The 21,063-nt window shown below is 38.8% G+C and carries 23 protein-coding genes and 1 pseudogene; 20 read left to right on the top strand and 4 right to left on the bottom strand.

Annotated features, from left to right (window positions below):
* Window positions 1-387 precede the first annotated feature (387 nt).
* The 16 genes and pseudogenes from AC6IZR_RS06530 to AC6IZR_RS06455 all read left to right on the top strand — a co-directional run bounded on the left by AC6IZR_RS06530 (window position 388) and on the right by AC6IZR_RS06455 (window position 12,903).
* On the top strand, window positions 388-588 hold the full coding sequence (locus AC6IZR_RS06530; RefSeq protein WP_003003382.1) for a helix-turn-helix transcriptional regulator: 201 nt from the start codon (window positions 388-390) through the stop codon (window positions 586-588).
* Window positions 575-1,093 (top strand): DUF3278 domain-containing protein, encoded by a 519-nt coding sequence (locus AC6IZR_RS06525; protein WP_049487679.1) that lies wholly within the window; start codon window positions 575-577, stop codon window positions 1,091-1,093. Before AC6IZR_RS06530 ends, AC6IZR_RS06525 begins: the two co-directional genes overlap by 14 nt.
* A gap of 84 nt (window positions 1,094-1,177) precedes the next feature.
* The gene (locus AC6IZR_RS06520; RefSeq protein WP_497848302.1) at window positions 1,178-1,618 is read left to right on the top strand and encodes a GNAT family N-acetyltransferase; all 441 of its coding nucleotides are present in this window, start codon (window positions 1,178-1,180) and stop codon (window positions 1,616-1,618) included.
* 186 nt (window positions 1,619-1,804) lie between these two features.
* Complete coding sequence (locus AC6IZR_RS06515) at window positions 1,805-2,824, top strand: DNA/RNA non-specific endonuclease (protein WP_497848301.1); 1,020 nt, start codon at window positions 1,805-1,807, stop codon at window positions 2,822-2,824.
* A 119-nt stretch (window positions 2,825-2,943) separates the two neighbouring features.
* Complete coding sequence (locus AC6IZR_RS06510; RefSeq protein WP_003017298.1) at window positions 2,944-3,120, top strand: hypothetical protein; 177 nt, start codon at window positions 2,944-2,946, stop codon at window positions 3,118-3,120.
* Window positions 3,120-3,731: a Fic/DOC family protein gene (locus AC6IZR_RS06505; protein ID WP_497848300.1), complete on the top strand. Its 612-nt coding sequence runs from the start codon at window positions 3,120-3,122 to the stop codon at window positions 3,729-3,731. The genes AC6IZR_RS06510 and AC6IZR_RS06505 overlap by 1 nt, the downstream gene beginning before the upstream one ends.
* 256 nt (window positions 3,732-3,987) lie before the next feature.
* Window positions 3,988-5,739 carry a glycoside hydrolase family 13 protein gene (locus AC6IZR_RS06500; protein WP_497848299.1) on the top strand — a complete coding sequence of 584 codons (1,752 nt, stop codon included), beginning with the start codon at window positions 3,988-3,990 and terminating at the stop codon, window positions 5,737-5,739.
* 77 nt (window positions 5,740-5,816) lie between these two features.
* A protein-coding gene (locus AC6IZR_RS06495) for an IS3 family transposase (protein ID WP_497848284.1) occupies window positions 5,817-7,165 on the top strand; the annotation gives its coding sequence in 2 pieces (ribosomal slippage) (window positions 5,817-6,258 and window positions 6,258-7,165; 1,350 coding nt in all).
* Window positions 7,166-7,259: 94 nt separating this feature from the next.
* Entirely contained in the window at window positions 7,260-7,799 is a 540-nt protein-coding gene (locus AC6IZR_RS06490; protein ID WP_497848298.1) for an RDD family protein, read from the top strand.
* A 61-nt stretch (window positions 7,800-7,860) separates the two neighbouring features.
* Window positions 7,861-8,304, top strand: a pseudogene (locus AC6IZR_RS06485) (8-oxo-dGTP diphosphatase).
* Window positions 8,305-8,586: 282 nt separating this feature from the next.
* Window positions 8,587-8,898 carry a hypothetical protein gene (locus tag AC6IZR_RS06480; protein WP_497848297.1) on the top strand — a complete coding sequence of 104 codons (312 nt, stop codon included), beginning with the start codon at window positions 8,587-8,589 and terminating at the stop codon, window positions 8,896-8,898.
* Between the two features lie 196 nt (window positions 8,899-9,094).
* A complete protein-coding gene (locus AC6IZR_RS06475; RefSeq protein WP_497848296.1) occupies window positions 9,095-9,871 on the top strand; it encodes an Ltp family lipoprotein in 777 nt (258 codons plus the stop codon).
* 201 nt (window positions 9,872-10,072) lie between these two features.
* Window positions 10,073-10,960, top strand: a complete 888-nt coding sequence (locus AC6IZR_RS06470) for a DUF4300 family protein (protein ID WP_497848295.1) — start codon at window positions 10,073-10,075, stop codon at window positions 10,958-10,960.
* A 3-nt stretch (window positions 10,961-10,963) separates the two neighbouring features.
* A complete protein-coding gene (locus AC6IZR_RS06465) occupies window positions 10,964-11,383 on the top strand; it encodes a hypothetical protein (RefSeq protein WP_497848294.1) in 420 nt (139 codons plus the stop codon).
* Window positions 11,384-11,401: 18 nt separating this feature from the next.
* Window positions 11,402-12,157 (top strand): CPBP family intramembrane glutamic endopeptidase, encoded by a 756-nt coding sequence (locus AC6IZR_RS06460; protein WP_497848293.1) that lies wholly within the window; start codon window positions 11,402-11,404, stop codon window positions 12,155-12,157.
* Entirely contained in the window at window positions 12,154-12,903 is a 750-nt protein-coding gene (locus AC6IZR_RS06455; RefSeq protein WP_497848292.1) for a CPBP family glutamic-type intramembrane protease, read from the top strand. The genes AC6IZR_RS06460 and AC6IZR_RS06455 overlap by 4 nt, the downstream gene beginning before the upstream one ends.
* Window positions 12,904-12,952: 49 nt before the next feature.
* Here the strand turns inward: AC6IZR_RS06455 and AC6IZR_RS06450 are convergent.
* A protein-coding gene (locus AC6IZR_RS06450; RefSeq protein ID WP_497848284.1) for an IS3 family transposase occupies window positions 12,953-14,301 on the bottom strand; the annotation gives its coding sequence in 2 pieces (ribosomal slippage) (window positions 12,953-13,860 and window positions 13,860-14,301; 1,350 coding nt in all).
* A gap of 251 nt (window positions 14,302-14,552) precedes the next feature.
* On the opposite strand from AC6IZR_RS06450, the gene AC6IZR_RS06445 reads away from it, so the two are divergent.
* From AC6IZR_RS06445 to AC6IZR_RS06435, 3 genes are all read left to right on the top strand, one after another.
* Window positions 14,553-15,224, top strand: coding sequence for an ankyrin repeat domain-containing protein (locus AC6IZR_RS06445; RefSeq protein ID WP_497848291.1), 672 nt, complete (start codon window positions 14,553-14,555; stop codon window positions 15,222-15,224).
* 180 nt (window positions 15,225-15,404) lie between these two features.
* Window positions 15,405-16,913: a glycerol kinase GlpK gene (glpK, locus tag AC6IZR_RS06440; RefSeq protein WP_497848290.1), complete on the top strand. Its 1,509-nt coding sequence runs from the start codon at window positions 15,405-15,407 to the stop codon at window positions 16,911-16,913.
* A gap of 324 nt (window positions 16,914-17,237) precedes the next feature.
* Window positions 17,238-18,002: a (S)-acetoin forming diacetyl reductase gene (locus AC6IZR_RS06435; RefSeq protein WP_445285087.1), complete on the top strand. Its 765-nt coding sequence runs from the start codon at window positions 17,238-17,240 to the stop codon at window positions 18,000-18,002.
* Window positions 18,003-18,117: 115 nt separating this feature from the next.
* Here AC6IZR_RS06435 and AC6IZR_RS06430 read toward each other — a convergent pair whose 3' ends face one another.
* The 3 genes from AC6IZR_RS06430 to AC6IZR_RS06420 form a co-directional block, all read right to left on the bottom strand.
* Window positions 18,118-18,360 (bottom strand): type B 50S ribosomal protein L31, encoded by a 243-nt coding sequence (locus tag AC6IZR_RS06430; RefSeq protein WP_003016441.1) that lies wholly within the window; start codon window positions 18,358-18,360, stop codon window positions 18,118-18,120.
* Window positions 18,361-18,520: 160 nt separating this feature from the next.
* The gene (locus AC6IZR_RS06425; RefSeq protein ID WP_497848289.1) at window positions 18,521-19,093 is read right to left on the bottom strand and encodes a lantibiotic ABC transporter permease; all 573 of its coding nucleotides are present in this window, start codon (window positions 19,091-19,093) and stop codon (window positions 18,521-18,523) included.
* A gap of 96 nt (window positions 19,094-19,189) precedes the next feature.
* Window positions 19,190-20,134, bottom strand: coding sequence for a DHH family phosphoesterase (locus AC6IZR_RS06420; protein ID WP_497848288.1), 945 nt, complete (start codon window positions 20,132-20,134; stop codon window positions 19,190-19,192).
* A 124-nt stretch (window positions 20,135-20,258) separates the two neighbouring features.
* On the opposite strand from AC6IZR_RS06420, the gene AC6IZR_RS06415 reads away from it, so the two are divergent.
* Window positions 20,259-20,948: a hypothetical protein gene (locus AC6IZR_RS06415; RefSeq protein ID WP_497848287.1), complete on the top strand. Its 690-nt coding sequence runs from the start codon at window positions 20,259-20,261 to the stop codon at window positions 20,946-20,948.
* Window positions 20,949-21,063: the final 115 nt, after the last annotated feature.

The following is a 21,063-nucleotide window of genomic DNA, read 5'->3' as shown; positions in this document are numbered from 1 at the left end:
TGATGTAATTTGTCATAAAGTAGCAATATGACTGATTTTAGTATAGAATAAACGATGATTACAGCACAAGCAAGTAGAGGTTGCATTTTCATTATTTTTGCTACTTTGCGTGGCATTTATCGTTTTAACGTTGATTTTTAGCATTATTTTAGTTATTTTACCATACATTCAAATAATAGAATTAAAAATAATATTTTGAAATCTGAACTGCACCCCAAAAGTTAGACAGAAAAAAATCTAACTTTTGGGGTGCAGTTCAATTTTTTTTTTTTAAATTGAGAAAATATTTTTAGAAAACGATGTCAAATATAGTTGACATTAAACAACTAATATTGTAAAATAAATGTATCAAATATATTTGACACATTTGTGATTAGGAGGTGCCAAGTGAACCGGGTGAAGGAATACAGAGTCAATCTTGGTCTTTCTCAATTGGCTTTGGCAAAAAGTATTGGAGTTTCCAGGCAAACGATTAATATGATTGAGAATGGGAAGTATAACCCTTCTTTAGATCTCTGTATCAATCTGGCAAAAGAGCTTGGGACGGATTTGAATTCTTTATTTTGGAGGATCGATGATGATGAATAAAAACTGGCAATTGAAATGTGTTAAAGCCTTCTACGATATTACAGGTGAGCTTGACGAATACAAGGAAAAAGAATTGAGTACCTTTGGGAACAACATGTACATGCTCTTTATGTCGGGGATTATCCTTGGATTCCTGCTCAGTTTCATGTTCACTACAGATTGTGTCGGTGTGATCACGTTTTTAGTATTTTGCTACTCTCTGTACCAACAAGAGCAGGTGATTCATCGTTTGGAACTCGATATCTATGAGGTTTCAGAAGATGAAGTAGGAGAGGCGAAGAAAAAAATGCTAAAAAGAACTTTCCTTCAAACTTTGATTGTGATGGGACTGGCTATTTTTGTTGCTATCGGTCTTTGGAGAACAGGATTGCTACAAGAAAATAAGATAAGCTTTGAAATGTATTTCACTTTTATTTTCCCTCTTGTCATTGGGCTGATTACCATTATCAGTTTCTTGAGTAGTTTCATTGCAAATAGAAGAAAAATCAAGGTGATTCGGGAGTAGATCCATCAGAGATAAGACTGGATATTTATATTAAGATTAACTAAAAGTAAATGGAACCCATTATGATGAAAGAAATGAGTAAGTATGAATAGAATAGTAGACGATCAGATAGTACTTATTCCCTATTATAGGAATGATGAGATCTCCCTTCTTTGGTATCAAGATAGTGAGGTTTGCAAACAAGTGGATAATACTGATCAGATTTACGATGTAACAAAACTTCATAAAATGTATGATTACCTATCTTCACATGGTTCTTGCTATTATATCCAATATGAGGGAGTGTTAGTTGGAGATGTGACACTTCAAGATAATTCAGAGCTTTCTATAGTGATCAGCAAAGAGTATCAGAATTTACAGATCGGAAGACGATGTGTTTCTGAAATGATACAGTTGGCCAAAGAGAAAGAAATGGTTAAGGTAACTGCTCAAATTTATCCTTTTAATACTCAAAGTCAAAGAATGTTTTTGGCTTTGGGATTTCAGAAAGTAGATGAAGAGTGGTATGAATATAAGTTGTTTTAGAATAGCTGTGTATTATTTTATGTATTAAAATAATAGTCAATATGTTATACACTAAAGAATATTAAAGTAAAAATAAACTTATTAAAAAATCTAATTGACATAGGAGAAGAAATTGCCTATCTTCTATGTTTGTAACCGCTTTTTTCTGCTATAATATCACTAGATAGAAATGTGGGAGTTTCAATCATGGTTACAAAACGATTTTTGAAAAATGTTATTGTTGCGATGGTCTCGGTTTTTATGTCCTTGGCCATTGTTCAAGGGGCTCAAGCTCAGCAAACGGGCCTCGATTACCAGAGACTTCATCTACTGCCTTTTAATGGCAGTAAGCAGCTTGTACTGGGGGATTTTGATCATTTAGGTCGTGCGACCTCAGCCCATATTCAGCTGCAGGACAAGGATGAGCCAAAGAAAAAAAGAGAACCACGTCTCAACTATAATCCGGTTGGCTGGCACAATTATAAGATTGCTTATGGAAACAAAGGGAAGAAGGCCTGGCTGTTCCATAGAGGGCATCTGATTGGCTATCAGTTTAGCGGTCTGACCGATGAAGGGAAAAATCTGGTTCCTCTAACTGCCTGGACCAATACGGGGAATTATAAAGGGACAGCGGATAGTAATGTGGAGGGCATGCTCTACTACGAGAAACGACTCGATAGCTGGCTGGCCACCCACCCCAATTATTGGCTGGATTATAAGGTGACGCCTGTCTATACGGGGGATGAATTGATCCCTCGGCAGGTGACCTTGCAATATGTAGGAATTGATCGAGATGGCAACCTTCTGCCTATCCATCTAAGTAGTCCCAAAGAGTCGGTAGATGCTTATGGGATCACCACTGTTACCTTGGATAACTACTCTAAGAATGCGACTATTGACTATCTGAAGGGGACAGCCAAGCCATCTTTAGTGCCGACGGAACCAAGTAGTCAACCACAACCAGCCAGTCCTTCTATAGAGACGAAACCAAGTCAAGCCCCTCAACCGAGTCAGCCAGCAGTGCCTGCACAGCCAGTTCAACCTGTAGAGCCTTCACAGCCAACTCGTCAACTAGCTCCAGTTGTTTATGTGGCCAGAAATGGGAGTGCTGATGTTTATTGGTATTCTAAAGATAGCATGCCACGAAATACCAACTTTGCGAAAGTAGTTGAAATGTCAGAAGAGCAAGCGCTCAGTCTTGGAAAACGGCATACAAGTAAGGAATGAGTATCAGTCATTTAGATGATGAGAAAGCCCAATCGCTGGGCTTTTTGTGTAGGGTAAGTTCTAAATAGGAGAACTAAAATGATTGAAAATATGCTATAATAATAGGACGGAGGTAGAATATGACCTTAGATGTAGATAAAGAAAAAATGATGATTATGGGTGTGATTTTTGACAACAAAAAGGTTTTTAAGAGCGTCTGGTTTGCTCTTAGCACCAATATGATTGAAGGATGGCATCCCACGGTAGAAGACGTGGAGCGACTGAGAGAAGAGGCAGTTGCATTAGGAGTTGGATAATGGTCAGAAAAATATATGATGGGTATGATTATATAGACCCTGATAATTTATACACCTATCCCCATTCATCTGTTCTCATAAATAAATTTAATGAGAAAAATGATAATAAAGCACGAGAATTAGAATATCGTTTAGTAGCAAGCCAAAGTTTAAAACTGTTTATTAATCCAATTGAAGTAAATACTGTTTCAGATATTTTAAAGATTCATAAGTTTCTTTTTGAAGGAATGTATACTTGGGCAGGTCAATACCGTCAAGTAAATATCTCTAAAAGTGGAAATGCTTTTATGCCAGTTCAGTCTTTTGATATGGCAGAAAAATTTTTAAATACTTTGCTTTCAAACTATTTACTTAACGCAAATAATAAAATTGAGATTTGTAAAAGTTTAGCTGAGATATTAGATAATCTAAATTATTTTCACCCATTTCGAGAAGGAAATGGTCGTACTCAACGAGAAGTTATCCGTTCTTTAGCTTTGATGAAAGGCTATGAATGTGAAATTTCAATTGGTTTAGATGATGATATCTATCACTTATATATGGATGGAACAGTTTATGGAGATATTAGTAAGCTCGAACAACTGTTCAATAAACTATTAACAGAAATATAGATCTGTAGTATATTTTAGTAGGAAACAGTATAAAGTGATGCTTATAAGGTAAAGTCATTGCTTCAACAAAAATTTTTAAGCCCAATCGCTGGGCTTTTTGTGTGCATTACAATCTTATAAAGTTAGTAGTCTAAAATTATCTCTCTCAACATATTGCAAACCTTTTCATAAAGTTGTATACTAATAAATGATTTTATGTAATCGTTTGCATAAAACGGTAAATGATGAAAAGAGAGTATAGTAGGAGACGAGACAGATGGAATTAACAGCGATTTACCACCGGCCTGAATCAGAGTACGCCTATCTTTATAAGGATGGCCAGCTCCACATTCGCATCCGGACCAAGAAAGAAGATATCAAACGGATTGTCTTACACTATGGGGATCCCTTTATTTTTATAGAAGATCTTTATGAGGCAACTAAGGAAATGGACAAGGTGACGACAGACGACCTCTTTGATTATTGGCAAGTGTCGGTATCTGTCCGCCATGCTCGGATCCAGTACCTCTTTGAATTAGAGGACACAGCGGGAGAGAAGATCTTGTACGGAGACCGGGGTGTGGTAGCCTACACCAAGGAGAACTTGGACTTCGTCATGAACGGTTTTAAGCTTCCTTTTATCCATGAGATTGATGGTTGCGCCGTCCCGGATTGGGTGGCTCAGACAGTTTGGTACCAGATTTTTCCTGAGCGTTTCGCAAATGGGAATCCATCCATTTCCCCAGAAGGTGTCCGTCCTTGGGATGCGTCAATTGCCCCTACCATGTTGGATTTCTTTGGTGGAGATTTGCAGGGAATCATCGATCACTTGGACTACTTGCAGGAGTTAGGAATTACAGGGCTCTACCTTTGCCCGATTTTTGAATCGCCGAGCAACCACAAGTATGATACCATTGATTATTTTGAAATTGATCGACATTTTGGAGATAAGGAAACCTTCCGCCAGCTGGTGAAAGAGGCTCACGTGCGTGGGATGAAGATCATGCTGGATGCTGTCTTTAACCATATTGGCTATGAATCACCCCAATGGCAGGATGTGGTCAAACACGGGGAGGATTCGATTTATAAGGACTGGTTCCATATCAAAGAGTTCCCTGTCTCCTCAGACAATCTGTGGAATAGTCGCGACTTGTCTTACCATGCTTTTGCCTTTGCGGGCTATATGCCCAAGCTCAATACGGCTAATCCAGAGGTGAAGGCCTATCTCTTAAAGGTTGCGACATACTGGATTGAAGAGTTTGATATTGATGCTTGGCGACTGGACGTGGCCAATGAAATCGATCATCAATTCTGGCGAGATTTCCGTAAGGCGATCTTGGCCAAGAAGCCAGACCTCTATATCCTCGGGGAAATCTGGCATTCGTCCCAACCATGGCTCAATGGTGATGAGTTTCATGCGGTGATGAATTATCCCCTTTCTGAAAGTATCAAGGATTATTTCCTGCGGAGCCATAAGGAGACGCAACGCTTCATTTGGGAGATCAATAGCCAGTCTATGTACTACAGGCAACAAATCTCTGAGGTCATGTTCAACCTCTTGGACTCCCATGATACAGAGCGCATCCTGACGACGGCCAAAGGCGATCTTCAGTCCGTCAAGTCTGCCCTCGCCTTCCTCTATCTGCAACGCGGAACGCCTTGTATCTATTATGGAACGGAGCTAGCCCTCATCGGTGGTCCAGACCCAGATTGTCGCCGTGTTATGCCTTGGGAGCGCGTGTCAGCGGACAATGATATGCTGACCTTTATGAAGGACTTGATCCAGCTCAGAAAAGAAGTAGCGGGCGTTATCCAGCATGGTAAAGTGACTCTGAAAGAAGTAGAGCCAGATGTAGTAGTAGTAGAATGGCAGCATGAAGGCTATCTTCTCAAAGCCTACTTTAACCACTCGAAGACAGACTTTGTCTTAGAAAGAGGACAAGTAGATCTGATCAGTCTGGGGAGCGTCTCTGGTGAACAATTAACCATCCAACCAAATGGATTTGTTATTTATAGGGAAGAGCAGTAAGAAAGAAGCCTGGAATCGAGTGAACTGCACCCCAAAAGTTAGACAGAAAAAAATCTAACTTTTGGGGTGTTTTTATTATGAAATTAACTTATGAAGATAAAGTTCAGATCTATGAACATAAAAAACAAGGGCGAAGCTTCAAAGAGCTTTCAAATCAATTTGGGATAAACATTTCTAATCTTAAGTACATGATTAAATTGATTGATCGTTATGGAATAGAAATCGTCAAAAAAGGAAAGAATTGTTACTATTCTCCCGAACTAAAACAAGAAATCATTGATAAAGTTCTGCTTGAAAGTCGTTCACAAATAAAGGTATCTCTAGATTATGCTCTTCCAAGTGTTGGAATGTTGCATAATTGGATAGCACAATATAAGAAAAACGGGTATACTATTGTTGAGAAAACAAGAGGAAGGATACCTAAAATGGGACGTAAGCCAAAGAAGAAACCCGAAGAGATGACAGAACTAGAACGTCTTCAAGCAGAAAATGAGTACTTGAGAGCGGAGAATGCGGTTCTAAAAAAGTTGAGAGAACTCCGATTGAGGGACGAAAAAGAGCAAGAAGAAAAACGGAAATTGTCCGAGGATTGGTAACAGAGTTTGCTTTAGAGATTCTTCTAAAGATTATTAAGCTTGCCCGTTCAACTTATTATTATCATTTAAAACAGCTCGATCAAAGCGATAAGGATTATGATGTTAAAGTTGAAATTCAATCTATTTTTACTGAGCATAAAGGGAATTACGGCTATCGTCGAATGACTCTTGAATTGAGGAATCGTGGTTTTGTAGTGAATCATAAGAAGGTCCAACGTCTGATGAAGGTCCTTGGTTTAAGTGCTCGTATTCGTCGTAAACGGAAGTATTCTTCATACCAAGGAGAGATTGGTATGAAAGCAGATAATCTTATTCAACGCCAATTTGAAGCAACCAAGCCAATGGAAAAGTGCTACACAGATGTGACCGAGTTTGCCATTCCAGCAAGCAATCAAAAACTTTATTTATCGCCAGTTTTAGATGGTTTTAATAGCGAAATTATCGCCTATAATCTTTCGACTTCACCGAATTTAGAACAAGTGAAAGCTATGTTAGACCAGGCCTTTACTGAGAATCATTACACAAATACAATTCTTCATAGTGATCAAGGATGGCAGTATCAACACCAGTATTATCATCGTTTTTTAGAGGATAAAGGAATTCAACCGTCCATGTCACGTAAAGGAAACAGCCCAGACAACGGCATGATGGAATCCTTCTTTGGCATTTTGAAATCGGAAATGTTTTATGGTTACGAGAATACATTTAAGTCACTTAACCAATTGGAACAAGCTATTGTAAACTATATTGACTATTACAACAACAAACGAATTAAGGTAAAACTAAAAGGACTTAGTCCTGTGCAATACAGGACTAAATCCTTAACTTAAATTATTTGTCTAACTTTTTGGGGTCAGTACAAGAGATTGCGGGCTTCTTTTTATAAATAGTATCTTTATTCGCACCCTTATATTATAATAGGAGATGAGAAAGAGGGAGACGGTGATGAAGATGTCAGTAATCAATCCTATTTCGTTTAAAAAAAGAATGACAGAATTTCTGTTTGATTATCTTTTCATTCTAGCTTATTTAGTACTTCTGTTTTTAGGTTCGATGCTTATTTACATCATCTTTTTTAATGGCGTCCCAAAGTTTACAGAGATTCAGTCGCAGTGGCTTGTATTTTTCACCTCTGTTTTGCCAATTACGCTCTTGTTCACATTCTTGGATTATAAAAATGATGGCAGTTTTGGGAAGGCAAAAGCGGGACTTGAACTGGTCTACCAGAAAAAAACAGTGCAGGCTAGCTTGATCAGAAACGTCATCAAATTTTTACCTTGGCAACTCGGTCATATGGGCACGATTCATGGCTTCTATAGTAATTTTGATGTGTTATTCATTGTCCTTTCTATTTCAGCGACTTTACTCGCAGTTTTGCTACTAGCAATGACGATGTTTAGGAAAGATAAGAGCCATCTAGGAGACCTGCTAGCCCATACGCAAGTCCAACAAAAAGAAGAATAGGGTAGAGTTTGTTTATCCTATCCTTAAAGAAAAAAGACAAACATAGTTAGAAAGTATTTGTATGAATGAGACCGTAGAGTTTACAAATCTTTGTATGGTAAGAGACGGCGATAGAGTTCTTGTTATTGATCGTAAAAAAGAGGACTGGCCAGGCATTACATTTCCTGGTGGTCATGTCGAAGTGGGAGAATCATTTACGGAAGCAGTAATCCGTGAAGTGAAGGAAGAAACTGGCTTAAGGATCGCTTCTCCCCAGATGTGTGGAATGAAAGATTGGGTGTAAGACGACATTCGTTATGTAGTTCTCTTTTATAAGACAGAAAAGTTTGAAGGAGACTTAATATCCTCTGAAGAGGGGGAAGTCTGGTGGGAGGACCTGAAAGAATTACCAAATCTAGACCTCTCCTTAGATATGGAGGATATGCTTCGTATCTTTCTTGAAGAAGACCTGTCTGAATTTTTCTACTACCAAGATGGAGAAGACTGGAAATACGATTTAAAGTAAATTCGAATGCTGATTCTTAAAAAAATAACCTGATCCAAGTGTAATAGAGCAAAGTCCCAAATTGAAGGTGATGAGTGACCTGCTCAAGAAATATGATCGAAAATGGGACAATGATTGTGTCAAAGAGCACCATGCTAGCATGCTCAGTCTATTAAAAACGGAGATAGAAAAGTACAAATAGGTATTGACTTACCCTTGCTCTATTTTCCGAAATCCTTTAGTTGTACTTTCCCCTTCATAGGTGTATAATGTGGCCTTAGATAAACAAATGAGGAGTTTACTATGGAATTAAATGATTTTACAGAAAAAGAACAAGAACAAATCAACCAAGGTTTAAGTACGGCTGAGATTTCTGATAAGGAAGCGGCGAAGAAATTGCTCGCCCTTGTGCCGCAAGAATGGATCAAGCGCATTCCTTTCTTTGTCAGAGGGCATGCGACGACCAAGACAGTTGAGCGTGTAGCCAAGCAATACCCTGAACTCTATGCCGTGGCGAAACGTCAAGGAGAACTTCCTGAAAAAGAAGGAGAAGAGCTCCGCAAGATTATGACAGGCATCTTTGAAGAAAAGATGAACAAACATAAGATTAAATAATCTTTTATAATACTTTGTTTTTTATCTCACAAATAAACGAGTGATTGCAGTTGAAATGTAGTCACTTTTTTATTTACTAGCCATAGAGACTTTTACACTAGTAAATAAAAATGAACAATATTTCATGATATAATACTAATGAAAGCAGTTCCAGAGGGATGAAAATTTCATTGGAGAAAAACAAGTAAAGGTAGTCATGATGAAAAAGTTTTTGATATTTATTTTTACAATTTTTGGATTATTTGCAGGAATGCTAGCTCTTATAGTAATTGATTATGAAATAAATTATAACAAATGGATAAATTCACGTTCAGGATCACAGTTGACTAATCCTGTACAAAAATACTCTTCTTCAAGTGATGGAAATAAGGATGATTTTGAATCATCAAAACAAGAATACGCTACTTCAAGTTCTAGTACGCAGAATTATGATTATAAAAAATACTCTTCTTCAAGTGATGAAAATAAGGACGATTTAGAATTATTATTTAATTTGCTTGTGAAAAAACTTTTTCATCCAACTTTAGTAGAAGAAGAATTTAAAAGGGCATATGCAACAGCTAAGCAACTGTCAAAGGATTCTCCTATTTCGAAGCAGGCTATCAAAAATAAAATAAAGATTTATAATTATTCAGAAGGAGCTAACCAGTACGCTATATATAAGCTTAATATGGACTGGAAAGAGCAGGCTGTTTTAGCAGCAAAATCACTTCAAAGGTATCGTTATTCAAAAGAAAAATTAGTTTGGCAACTTATAAATGTTGAACTATTTACTCAAGAAGAGGCTGACTATGCTGAAGAACATGTTAATTTCGATTGGAAGGAGGACGCTGTGAAAGAAGCGGAATCTTATGCAAACGGTCGCAAGATTACGAAAGAAAAGATATTAGAAATACTTGTTGAAAAAAGAAAATTTACTCAAGAAGAAGCTGAGTATGCAATAGAACATGCAAAAATAGATTGGTCGAATTAAACAATAATTTTAATTTTGATTTTTGTAACATATTGAAGAGCTGGACAGTTTGCCAGCTCTTTTTTGCTACTTATAAACTTTTCTCATTTCGTAAAAAATAGTTGGAGCAAAGCCAGTTTTAAACTATAATAGAGGAAAAGGATTATCGATATGAAAAATTTATAGTACAAACATTTTAATCAATAGAGAAGGAACCACTTTATGAAACCATCTAAAAAAATCATGCTCCTTACTAGCTGTGCCTTGGCGATTTTTGCTTTAGCGGCTTGTGGTAGCAACCAAAAGCAATCTAAGGAAAAGAAGGAAAGTTCTACTGTGCAGAAATCTAGTTCAGACAAAGAGCGCTACAAGGGCACCTACAGCAACCTCAACAGCAAGGCGAGTGTCGAAGAAGTGCGGACTCTCTTGTCTGCTTATTTGGATCAGGACAGTGTAGATAAATTTTTGGGTCTGGTAACAGATTACGATAGCATTGTCGGCTCGGTCGGCTTGACGGGTGACTTCAGCACCTTCAAGAAAACAGACTACAATGTTGAGAAGATCAGTGACTTGTGGACCAAGAAAAAGGGCGATTTCGTCGGGACTAACTGCCGGATCAATAGCTATACTCTTCTGAAGAATCGCATCGAGATTCCTAAGATGAAAGCTGATAGTGAGCTCTTGTTCGTGGACAATGATGCGATTGAAAAAGGGAAAGTCTTTGATGAGGCTGACAAGGAAGCCTTTAACATTCTGTATTCACGGGTTCCGACAGAGGCTACAACGGATGTCAAGGTCCATGCCAAGAAGATGGAAGAGTATTTTGCCAATTTCAAGTTCAATGAAAATGCGCGCATGCTTTCTGTCATCGTTCATGACAACCTAGATGGTAACACACTATTTGTCGGGCACGTCGGTGTCTTGGTTCCTGCCAAGGACGGCTATCTCTTTGTCGAAAAGCTGACCTTTGAAGAACCCTATCAAGCCATCAAGTTTGCGACCAAGGAAGATGTCTACAAATACTTAGAGACCAAGTACCAAGACTACACAGGCGAAGGTCTGGCTAAGCCCTTTATCATGGATAATGAAAAATGGGTTGAGATGAAGTAGAGGATGAAGGACAGCGTGTTAGAATTTAGAAAGATAATGGAGTATGCTCCGATTCTATTTGTGCTCGTTTTCTTGCTCGTTTTCACTCTTCTCCTTTTCCTGAGAAGAAGGGCAATCGTGAAACGTAGTGGAGGTCCCTTCTTTGCTCCCTTCCATATTAACCGTGGAATCTTCTATATCCATGTCGCTCTGTGTTTCAGTCGGCGAATGATCCCACTGAAAGAGATCAAGCAAATCACCTATGCAATTTTTCGTGGACGATCTGGTGGCGGGGCTCGCTATGCTTTTTATATCGAGCTTAGAAATGGAAAGACTATTCCCATCTTTTTTGGAAAAAGCAAGCGGAATGAAGAGCTGGTGGAGAAGCTCAAACGAAATGCTGGTAGGTATGGGTTTAAGGTAGATAGCACTGGTAATTATTGAAAGAAAAAGGAATCACGAATGAATAGAAAGCAAGCCCTTTCCATGTATTTGATAGGGACCTTTGGTCAAGTATTAGGAGTTAGCCTTCTGGTGTGGTTTTTAAGAGCAGGAGGAGTCAAGGTTGATTTTACATCATCATTTGGGATCATCGCTATTATTGTAGGTGGCTTGTCATTAGCTTTGTGGGGCAGTCTTGCAAGCATTAGTTACCATCAATCTTGTTTCAAACAAGTTCTAAAAGATTTTTTTCAAGTCAAAGACAGTTTAGCAAATTATTGTTTGGTGCTTGTTTTCTTGCTGCTCGACTTTTTCCCCTTTATCTTTTGTGGTAAGATCACCAGTCAATCGTTGATCTTGCCAGTAGTACTCTTTTTTAAGGCTCTTCTTTTTGGTGGAGTTGAAGAAATTGGCTGGCGTTATTTCTTTCAACCAACTTTGGAGGAAAAAATACCTTATCTTTCAGCTACTGTGATCACCTTTTTAGCTTGGTCTAGTTGGCATCTACTATACTTTTATATCGATGGTTCTTTAGCTGTCATTCAATTGTTTCCGTTTTTAGTAGGTCTGTTAACTAACTGCTTTATCTTGTCGGCCTTGTATCATAAAACGCAAAATTTATGGATCTGTGTCATGACCCATGCCTGTATCAATTCCTTGTCTCAGATGATAGCGAATGAAGAGGTATGGCTGTCTATCGTCAGTAAAATTCTTATTATTAGTTTAGCAATCATGATTGCAAGAAAGAAGTATGTAACTGTAAAGGAAGAAAAATGAGCAAATTTATTTCAAAACAATCAGTCGCTATTTGGTATGCACTGACTGCCCTCTTTGCTACATTTCTAGTGGGGCAAGTGATCCTTTTCTTTTTCCCAGATAGGAGTAGTTTGGGTGCCTCACTACTGTTTATCCTAATGAACTTGATTCCCATGATGATGGCTGCTGTCTTTTCTCTTGTGTTGAGGGAAGTCAAATCCTTGGGTGAATTTTTCAAGAAGGTCTTTCTTCAAAAAGAAAGTCCCCTATCCTGGATCCTAGCTTTCTTCATCCCCGTCATCTATTATGGGATCTCCATCCTGCTCATGAATGTTCGCTTTACTGGGAACTCCCTCTTGGCCTTCTTTCTTTATTTCCCCTGGACCTTATTATATGGCGGTCTAGAAGAAGTCGGTTGGCGTTGGTTTTTACAAGAGCATCTTTCCTTTAGCAAGCACTTTATAACTAAAATGATGGTTCTTTCCCTTGTCTGGTTCCTCTGGCATATTCCTATCTATCAACTCCCTTGGATTACAGCAGGTTCGTCCAACTATCTCATCTTTTACTTGATGATTTTAGGGAATACCTTCCTATTTGGAGCTCTCAAGGAGTACTCGAAAGGTGCTGTTCCTTGTATCCTCGCTCATATGCTGATCGATAGTCTGGCTGTCCTTATGCTGGTTCAGAGTTCTATTACTCAGATTATCCTTCTAGTTATTTTCGAAATCCTATTATCCTCTTGGCTAGTGGCTATACGAAAATCATAAAAAAGCCTTCAATCTCTCTGTACTGACCCCAAAAAGTTAGACAAATAATTTAAGTTAAGGATTTAGTCCTGTATTGCACAGGACTAAGTCCTTTTAGTTTTACCTTAATTCGTTTGTTGTTGTAATAGTCAATATAGTTTACAATAGCTTGTTCCAATTGGTTAAGTGACTTAAATGTATTCTCGTAACCATAAAACATTTCCGATTTCAAAATGCCAAAGAAGGATTCCATCATGCCGTTGTCTGGGCTGTTTCCTTTACGTGACATGGACGGTTGAATTCCTTTATCCTCTAAAAAACGATGATAATACTGGTGTTGATACTGCCATCCTTGATCACTATGAAGAATTGTATTTGTGTAATGATTCTCAGTAAAGGCCTGGTCTAACATAGCTTTCACTTGTTCTAAATTCGGTGAAGTCGAAAGATTATAGGCGATAATTTCGCTATTAAAACCATCTAAAACTGGCGATAAATAAAGTTTTTGATTGCTTGCTGGAATGGCAAACTCGGTCACATCTGTGTAGCACTTTTCCATTGGCTTGGTTGCTTCAAATTGGCGTTGAATAAGATTATCTGCTTTCATACCAATCTCTCCTTGGTATGAAGAATACTTCCGTTTACGACGAATACGAGCACTTAAACCAAGGACCTTCATCAGACGTTGGACCTTCTTATGATTCACTACAAAACCACGATTCCTCAATTCAAGAGTCATTCGACGATAGCCGTAATTCCCTTTATGCTCAGTAAAAATAGATTGAATTTCAACTTTAACATCATAATCCTTATCGCTTTGATCGAGCTGTTTTAAATGATAATAATAAGTTGAACGGGCAAGCTTAATAATCTTTAGAAGAATCTCTAAAGCAAACTCTGTTACCAATCCTCGGACAATTTCCGTTTTTCTTCTTGCTCTTTTTCGTCCCTCAATCGGAGTTCTCTCAACTTTTTTAGAACCGCATTCTCCGCTCTCAAGTACTCATTTTCTGCTTGAAGACGTTCTAGTTCTGTCATCTCTTCGGGTTTCTTCTTTGGCTTACGTCCCATTTTAGGTATCCTTCCTCTTGTTTTCTCAACAATAGTATACCCGTTTTTCTTATATTGTGCTATCCAATTATGCAACATTCCAACACTTGGAAGAGCATAATCTAGAGATACCTTTATTTGTGAACGACTTTCAAGCAGAACTTTATCAATGATTTCTTGTTTTAGTTCGGGAGAATAGTAACAATTCTTTCCTTTTTTGACGATTTCTATTCCATAACGATCAATCAATTTAATCATGTACTTAAGATTAGAAATGTTTATCCCAAATTGATTTGAAAGCTCTTTGAAGCTTCGCCCTTGTTTTTTATGTTCATAGATCTGAACTTTATCTTCATAAGTTAATTTCATAATAAAAACACCCCAAAAGTTAGATTTTTTTCTGTCTAACTTTTGGGGTGCAGTTCACTCATCCAATTTCAGTGGGAGGTTTTTTTATATGGTGATAAAATAAAACTTTTTAGCTAATGACGCATTCCAGCATATAGGACTTCATAAAGAAGTCCATAAAATGGTATAATCAGTTTAACGAAGAAACTAGAGGTAGGACCATAGTTTTAACACAGTCTGATATTTATTTACTAGGTAAGGGGGAAAAGACCATGCAAAAAACTTTTCAGTTATTGCGAAGAGGAGATATCGAAGGAGTCCGTCAAATATTGGATAAAAAGCCTGAAGAAGTCAATGCTGTTTCGGGTGACAAACCTAAAAGAGATCAAGGCCAATCCCTTCTTCAAGTCGCTATTAAATCGGGACATTTAGATATTGCGGACTTACTCATTGATAGAGGGGCAGATCTTAACTTTATTGAAGAACCGACAGAGCTGAATCCATTTTGTCAACCGGTCATCCAAACTGCTGGTGGAAGAGCTGTATTTGACTGCAGGCGCATGATCAAACGTTGGAATGGTCAATATGAGATGTATTCGTCTAAGGAAAAGGCTGACCAATCCTTCAAGGTTTTTAAAAAAATGTTAGAACTTGGAGCAGATATCTCTCAGAAGGATAGTCATGGGGGAACTTTATTGCAAAATATTTTAATAGAAACCAAGGAAGTTCTGCCATCTTATTATTGGAAAACAAAAGAAACGAGCGATAATGTCCTCATTACGGATGAATTACGTCATGATTTAAATCGTATTTGTGATCTCCTGATTCGTTACGGTGTCACATCGGAAGAGATTTCTGCCTATCATAAGATTCCTCTAAAAGAACTTTACCAAGACAGCCCAACCATGGAATTTTTAAATCGGTTGGATCAGAGCAGATCATAAGCATTTGAAATACTAGGAAGAGCCTTAGGGCTCTTTTAATTTGATCTGATAGAGTTGGAAGCAGAAGGAAAATTTAGACTGTAATTTATTAAAAAAATAGATACACATCCTAGATGAAATAGAGTATACTAGTTTATGAAAGAACAAGATGTTTAAGTACCTAATTTAGGAGGACAGTTTATGTCACCAGAAACCTATATCATGGCGATTGACCAGGGAACCACTAGTTCGCGGGCCATCATTTTTAATAAAAAAGGCGAGCAAGTTAGCTCTAGTCAAAAGGAATTCACTCAGATTTTTCCGCAGGCTGGTTGGGTGGAGCACAATGCCAATGAGATTTGGAACTCTGTTCAGTCGGTGATCGCTGAAGTCTTTATTGAAAGTGGCATCAAGCCCAATCAAATCGAGGCGATCGGCATTACTAATCAACGGGAAACGACAGTTGTTTGGGATAAGAATACGGGTCTTCCTATATACAATGCTATTGTATGGCAATCACGGCAAACTGCTCCACTAGCTGAAGAGCTCAAAAACCAAGGCTATGTAGAAACCTTCCACCAAAAAACAGGTTTGGTCATAGATGCTTACTTTTCAGCAACTAAAGTTCGTTGGATTTTGGATCATGTTAAAGGAGCACAAGAGCGTGCGGAAAAAGGAGAATTGCTCTTTGGGACCATTGATACTTGGCTGGTCTGGAAGCTGACGGATGGAGCAGCCCATGTGACAGACTATTCCAATGCTGCCCGTACCATGCTCTACAATATCAAGGAACTGAAATGGGACGATGAAATCTTAGAAATCCTCAACATTCCTAAAGCCATGCTTCCTGAGGTGCGTTCAAACTCTGAAATCTATGGCAAGACAGCGCCTTTCCATTTCTACGGTGGACAAGTACCGATTGCGGGGATGGCAGGAGACCAGCAAGCCGCCCTCTTTGGTCAATTGGCTTTTGAACCTGGTATGGTCAAAAATACCTATGGAACTGGTTCTTTCATCATTATGAATACGGGTGAAGAGATGCAGTTGTCAGAGAATAACCTGTTGACGACGATTGGTTATGGGATCAATGGCAAGGTCTACTATGCCCTTGAAGGATCTATTTTTATCGCTGGAAGTGCCATTCAATGGCTCCGCGATGGCCTGCGTATGATCGACAGTTCACCTGAATCTGAGGCCTATGCTCTGAAGTCTCAGAACCAGGATGAAATCTATGTGGTTCCTGCCTTTACTGGTCTTGGAGCACCATATTGGAATCAAGAGGCGCGTGGTTCTGTCTTCGGACTTACCCGGGGAACGACCAAGGAAGACTTTATCAAAGCAACCCTTCAATCCATTGCCTATCAAGTACGCGATATCATCGACACCATGCAGGTAGATGCCAAAACTCCTATCCCTGTCCTAAAAGTAGACGGAGGAGCAGCGAAAAATGATTATTTAATGCAGTTTCAGGCAGATATTCTTGGAATTTCGATTGCCCGCGCGAAAAACTTGGAAACAACGGCTTTAGGAGCGGCCTTCCTAGCAGGTCTGACCGTAGGCTATTGGAAGGACTTGGAAGAATTAAAATCTCTTCATGGAGCAGCCCAAATCTTTGAACCCAAGATGGATGAATCTCGTAAGGAAGAGCTGTACAAGGGGTGGAAGAAAGCAGTCAAAGCCACTCAAGTATTTGCGGAGTCTGATGACTAAAGGTATCAATCAAACGAATAGTTTAAGAGAAGTCTTCGAAAGAAGGCTTTTTATGTAGCTTTCAGAATAGGACAGTTATCTGTTTTGGCTAAAAGCCATACTCTATTTCACGCTTTCGTTCACTTATCACTAAATAAAAATATCATATAAATAAACTATTTTTTTCAAAAAACAGGCTAGAGTTTGAAATATTTTTCACAAAAGAGTATACTGTTAGCATAGTTTTGTCGGATATTTATAATAGACCCCATCAAAACTAGTTGTCAACCCTTGCTGTTCTGATAGGAACGTTTGCTGGTATCGTTGATACCAAGGAGGAATCATATGTCTAAAGTAGCTATTGTCACAGGTGCTGGTCAAGGAATCGGTTTTGCAATCGCAAAACGTTTGGTGCAAGATGGCTTCAAGGTCGGAGTATTGGACTACAATGCTGAAACAGCTGAAAAAGCAGTTGCTGAGTTGTCAGCAGATAATGCTTTTGCAGTCGTAGCTGATGTGTCTAAAAAAGAAGAAGTGGGTGCAGCTTTCCGAAAAGTTGTTGACCATTTTGGTGATTTGAATGTTGTCGTAAACAATGCAGGTGTTGCGCCAACTACACCACTTGATACGATTACAGAAGAACAATTTACACGTACATTTGCTATTAACGTTGGTGGCGTGATCTGGGGTGCACAAGCAGCTCAAGCTCAGTTCAAAGCACTGGGTCATGGTGGGAAGATCATCAATGCGACTTCACAAGCAGGGGTTGTCGGAAATCCAAACTTGACTATTTATGGTGGGACCAAGTTTGCTGTTCGTGGGATTACGCAAACCTTGGCGCGTGACTTGGCGGATTCAGGAATCACTGTCAATGCTTATGCACCAGGTATCGTTAAGACTCCAATGATGTTTGACATTGCTCATGAAGTTGGTAAGAACGCGGGCAAAGACGACGAATGGGGTATGCAAACATTCGCTAAAGATATCACTTTGAAACGTCTTTCTGAACCAGAAGATGTAGCAGCAGCGGTTAGCTTCCTTGCTGGACCTGATTCAAACTACATCACAGGACAAACCATTATCGTGGATGGTGGAATGCAGTTCCATTAAGATGAAAAAAGAGGTTGGGATCAAACATCCTAACCTCTTCTTTTGTGCATTCACAATAGAGGAAACGGAGATCAAAAAAACCACTCCCGAAAGGGAAGTGGTTCTGTGTTGGTTCTTATTTGAGACCGTATTTTTTGTTGAAACGATCCACACGTCCATCTGCTTGAGTGAACTTTTGACGTCCAGTGTAGAATGGGTGTGAGTCTGATGAAATTTCAACACGGATCAATGGGTAAGTTTCACCTTCGAATTCAACTGTTTCGCTAGAGTACTTAGTTGAACCGCTGAGGAACTTGTAACCAGTAGTAGTGTCCATGAAGACAACAGGGCGATATTCTGGATGGATATCTTTTTTCATTTTGCAATATTTCCTTTCTGCCATGGTCTCTTTCCGAGCCATAGATTGTTACTAAGCTAGTTTACCAAATTTCCAGGATCTTGACAAGTATTTTCACTAATTTTATTTAAATTAATGATCAAAAAATCACCCTGGCTAAGCCAAGGTGAATCTAATCTTATTATTGTTCAGATTGATTTGGATCTTTTGGTGCTTCTACTGGTTGGTCAGCTTGTCCCTCAGTGTGTTCGTGTGATTCTTTTTTGATTTCATTTACAGCAGTTTTTACAGTAGAAGTTGTCACGCGTCCAACAGATTGGGCAAATCCTTTACCAGATTCAGCAAGTTCTTCGAATGTTCCTTTAGTGATTTTACCACCTGACATCGCCAAGAGACCAGTCACAACAATAGCGATGCTTGCAATTAAAGTGAGAATCAAACCAAATCCGATTGAAACCAATCCACCTAACTCAGAGGTATACTCACTTCCCTTGAAGGTTGCAAACAATGAAACCAATGTAGAAATAAAACCTGCAACAATGATGATAGTTGAAAAAGTTTTATTTAAAGGGGTATTGATGTTATTCAAGCAGGCAAGAACGATAGAGCCAATAGAAAGGACGATTACAATCCATCCGCTATTTTGGATTCCAGAAATGCTAATAACTCCAAAGACAGTGGTATACCATGGCAAAAAAGTACCAAGAATTGCTACCGCAGCAGAGATAATGATAAACAATCGATTTTTTTCCATAATAGGTCTCCTTAAAAATTGTATTAGCTTTATTTTACCATAAGAAAGATCAAATGAAAACCCCGTGACTAAGATAAAAAGGCTGAGAAACCGTTCTCAGCCTTCGTTCGTGCGAGCCACTTCTTGTAGCTCTTTGTAGATTTGGTCGTTTTCTTCAAGGGAGTAGGAGTTAGCTCCACTGGCTAGTGGATGGCCACCACCATTATGACGTTTGGCAATTTCGTTGATCACTTTTCGTTTGCTACGCATCCGGACACGGAAGTGACCGTCGGCCTGCTCGACAAAGATAGCCCAAACAGATACGGTATCAATGCGTCCAGGAGCTCCGACGATTGCAGCAGTCTCTGAATCACGTAGATCGAATTTCTTCAAGAGCTCTTGTGTCAAGGTCACACGCGCAGCGCCATATTCATCGATCTCTAGATGATCATAGACATAGCCTTGAAGCTTAGCTGTCTTAAGGTTGATCGTATCCATCTGCCGAGCAAGTGCTGTAAAATCAAAGGGAATGCTGCGAAGGGTTGCAGCAATCTCAAAGGTCCGAGTCGAAGTAGCAGGATAAAGGAAGCGACCTGTATCGCCGACAATCCCAGCATAGAGAAGACGCGCAGCACTTACAGGAAGTTCAAGATCCAATTCCTTAGCAAAAAGTGCGATTAACTCACTGGTAGAGCTAGACTCAGTATCGACCCAGAGCAGATCCCCATAAGCATCGTCGTTTGGGTGGTGGTCAATCTTAATCAGGAAATTACCATTCGTATAGCGCTTATCATCGATGCGGGGAGTATTGGCTGTATCACAGACAATCACCAAAGCTTCAGCATAGTCCTCATCCTTGACTTCATCCATTTCAGCAAGCCAAGTCAAGGTCGGTTCATCATAGCCAGTTGCCAAGACCCGCTTTTGAGGGAAGTGCGCACGCAGGAGATCCCGCAAGCCCACCTGGCTACCAATCGCATCTGGATCCGGATTCTGATGACGGTGGATAATAATCGTGTCATAAGCTTGAATCTTTTCAAAAATTTCATTCATTACGTTCATACATTACCTCATTTTCTCTGTCAATTTTAACATAAGAAAGGCCCATCCAGCAAGCGTTTATCACTAATTAGGAACTATGGAAGCGGTTTTACATTAGTTCAATATTTTGGTAGAATGGATGGATATGATGAAAGAAATCAAACAATCAGCTAAAAGAAAACGATGGTTAGAATTTCCAAAAACAATTGTAGTAGTGTTGATCGTAATGCTTATTGCAGTATTCCTAAGTAGTTGTAGTAACAATCAACCGGCATTGAATGTTTTAAAGAAAAAGCAATTTATTATGATTAAAATGGGAGATTCTACCGATGAGCATTTTGAGGTTGGGTTGGACCTTGAGAAAAAGGAATATTACTATAATGATGAAACTGCAGTGAAAGACGATACAGTTTATGGTGGATATAAAGAGGACTGGGATCGTAAACAGTATTACAAATCTGCTGTAAATGAAGAATTATCATCAGTTCTATTAAGTAGAAAAATTACTACTGATGAAATTAAGAAGTCCAACTATCAAATTACTGGCTCACCGAAAAGATTTGTGGATGAAAAATTGATGAAAGAGGAATATCCGCCAGAATTTGAGGCGATTTATTTAAATAAAAAACTTCAATTCACCAAGGTTTGTATCACCTACAACAAAGAATTTCTACCAACAAAAATTGAGTGGTACTATAAGGGTGAAGAAGGACTAAAATGGTACACTTGGCGCACATATTCGTATCCCTTCAAAAATAAGTCTGATTTTGATAAGAGATTGGATGAAGAAATCGAAGATATTAAAGCAATTCAAGAAGAAAACGAGGGCGATTAGGTTGAATCGGTCCAATTTCTTGAAACGTGTCCCTTCTTTCACCTTATCGGGAAAGGTTTCGTGCAAAATGCTTGAAAAAATGGTATAATACGGAAAATAGATTTTGGGAGGAAAT

The sequence above is a fragment of the Streptococcus mobilis genome (genome assembly GCF_059727625.1).
Note: the sequence above shows the minus strand (reverse complement) of the source record. Positions and strands in the feature narration are given on the sequence as shown.

Bases quoted from the DNA above. Each gene is read 5' to 3' on its own strand.
- AC6IZR_RS06525 (WP_049487679.1), top strand. From the start codon at position 575: ATGATGATGAATAAAAACTGGCAATTGAAATGTGTTAAAGCCTTCTAC.
- AC6IZR_RS06520 (WP_497848302.1), top strand. From the start codon at position 1,178: ATGAATAGAATAGTAGACGATCAGATAGTACTTATTCCCTATTATAGG.
- AC6IZR_RS06515 (WP_497848301.1), top strand. From the start codon at position 1,805: ATGGTTACAAAACGATTTTTGAAAAATGTTATTGTTGCGATGGTCTCG.
- AC6IZR_RS06510 (WP_003017298.1), top strand. From the start codon at position 2,944: ATGACCTTAGATGTAGATAAAGAAAAAATGATGATTATGGGTGTGATT.
- AC6IZR_RS06505 (WP_497848300.1), top strand. From the start codon at position 3,120: ATGGTCAGAAAAATATATGATGGGTATGATTATATAGACCCTGATAAT.
- AC6IZR_RS06500 (WP_497848299.1), top strand. From the start codon at position 3,988: ATGGAATTAACAGCGATTTACCACCGGCCTGAATCAGAGTACGCCTAT.
- AC6IZR_RS06490 (WP_497848298.1), top strand. From the start codon at position 7,260: ATGAGAAAGAGGGAGACGGTGATGAAGATGTCAGTAATCAATCCTATT.
- AC6IZR_RS06480 (WP_497848297.1), top strand. From the start codon at position 8,587: ATGGAATTAAATGATTTTACAGAAAAAGAACAAGAACAAATCAACCAA.
- AC6IZR_RS06475 (WP_497848296.1), top strand. From the start codon at position 9,095: ATGATGAAAAAGTTTTTGATATTTATTTTTACAATTTTTGGATTATTT.
- AC6IZR_RS06470 (WP_497848295.1), top strand. From the start codon at position 10,073: ATGAAACCATCTAAAAAAATCATGCTCCTTACTAGCTGTGCCTTGGCG.
- AC6IZR_RS06465 (WP_497848294.1), top strand. From the start codon at position 10,964: ATGAAGGACAGCGTGTTAGAATTTAGAAAGATAATGGAGTATGCTCCG.
- AC6IZR_RS06460 (WP_497848293.1), top strand. From the start codon at position 11,402: ATGAATAGAAAGCAAGCCCTTTCCATGTATTTGATAGGGACCTTTGGT.
- AC6IZR_RS06455 (WP_497848292.1), top strand. From the start codon at position 12,154: ATGAGCAAATTTATTTCAAAACAATCAGTCGCTATTTGGTATGCACTG.
- AC6IZR_RS06445 (WP_497848291.1), top strand. From the start codon at position 14,553: ATGCAAAAAACTTTTCAGTTATTGCGAAGAGGAGATATCGAAGGAGTC.
- glpK (WP_497848290.1), top strand. From the start codon at position 15,405: ATGTCACCAGAAACCTATATCATGGCGATTGACCAGGGAACCACTAGT.
- AC6IZR_RS06435 (WP_445285087.1), top strand. From the start codon at position 17,238: ATGTCTAAAGTAGCTATTGTCACAGGTGCTGGTCAAGGAATCGGTTTT.
- AC6IZR_RS06430 (WP_003016441.1), bottom strand. From the start codon at position 18,360: ATGAAAAAAGATATCCATCCAGAATATCGCCCTGTTGTCTTCATGGAC.
- AC6IZR_RS06425 (WP_497848289.1), bottom strand. From the start codon at position 19,093: ATGGAAAAAAATCGATTGTTTATCATTATCTCTGCTGCGGTAGCAATT.
- AC6IZR_RS06420 (WP_497848288.1), bottom strand. From the start codon at position 20,134: ATGAACGTAATGAATGAAATTTTTGAAAAGATTCAAGCTTATGACACG.
- AC6IZR_RS06415 (WP_497848287.1), top strand. From the start codon at position 20,259: ATGATGAAAGAAATCAAACAATCAGCTAAAAGAAAACGATGGTTAGAA.